Below are 1,230 nucleotides of genomic sequence, written 5' to 3' on the forward strand. Positions count from 1 at the left end.
CTCACAAAAGTACTACACAGGTATCTTATAATGAAACGAATTCTTTTCATATACATTTTAATTATTGGATTTTCGTCGTTTGTTTCGGCTCAGGACATTATTCCGAAGGCTAAAACCAAAGCAGAAAGAAAGGCTGACCGTAAAAAAATGACTTTGGAGGAGCGAATAGAAGATACTGTGCCGCTTGATGTAAACTTACCAAAGGCTAATTTGAATCTTCCTGGGGATAACAAAATCAGTTCTGTAGAAGATGCGAAGAAGTTTCTAAACGAGACCATTCCCAACCTTTCTAGCGATGTAAAAGCAAAAAGTAAAAAGGCAAAAAAAGCCTTAGAAAAAGCCAAAGCAGAGGTTTTTGATGGACGAAGTTTTGAGAAAATTGCGATAGACAAAAGGGTCTTTAAAAGAGGATCAGGTAGCAGACTTTTATATCAAGAATTCTACGTTTTGAAAAACTTCCAAAAACCCAATCCTTATCTCAGGACGGTGACTTGGTACGATGAAAAAAACAAGAAATTTGTAGATGCTTTGACCCGAGATACAAAAACCAACAGTTTGCTTCACGGACCTTTTAAAGAATATAAAGGCGAAAGTTTAGCCAGAGAAGGCTATTATTATTTAGGAGCAAAACATGGCAGGTGGATGGAGTATGACAAGGATTTCAATTTGCTTAATAAAGAAGTTTACAACAAAGGTTTTTATCAAGAATCGGAGATCAGTTACTATGATGCAGACAGTAGCAAGATAAAAGAGATTATACCCAAAATATATGGAAAAACGACTGGTGCTTACTGGAAGTTTTACGAAGATGGCACCACTGCTGAGGAGGGACATTTTGACGAGAGCAAGAAAGTTGGTCGTTGGGTAGAGTTTTATCCAGGAGGCAATCGCCGCAAGAAAGTCACCCAATATCCTAGAGATATTTTTGATAATTCTGAGCCTTTTGTGATGCAGGAATACAGTGCTGACGGCAAGTTGATTTATGATAGTACTGCACCAAAGTGAGGTTTTTTTTAAGGCATTAAGGCATCGAGGCAATTAGGCATAAGGTGTTCAGGTCTTCATGTACTTAAACTCTTCATCTTCTTCATGTTAAATTGGATAGCGAATTCTAACATGAAGGAATTAAGAAATGAAGAGCACTAAGAACTTCATTTTCTTGAAATCTTCATCCTCTTTATGTTAAATTGGATAGCGAATTCTAACATGAAGGAATTAAGAAATGAAGAG

General features: G+C 36.7%; 1 protein-coding gene. It reads left to right on the plus strand.

Annotated features, from left to right (window positions below; genetic code table 11):
- The coding region (locus EGI24_RS14365) for a toxin-antitoxin system YwqK family antitoxin (RefSeq protein WP_255049160.1) at positions 1–1,005 on the plus strand (1,005 nt) is incomplete at its 5' end.
- Between the last annotated feature and the right edge of the window lie 225 nt (positions 1,006–1,230).

The sequence above is a fragment of the Lacihabitans sp. CS3-21 genome (assembly GCF_024343675.1).
Taxonomy (GTDB): Bacteria; Bacteroidota; Bacteroidia; order Cytophagales; family Spirosomataceae; genus Leadbetterella.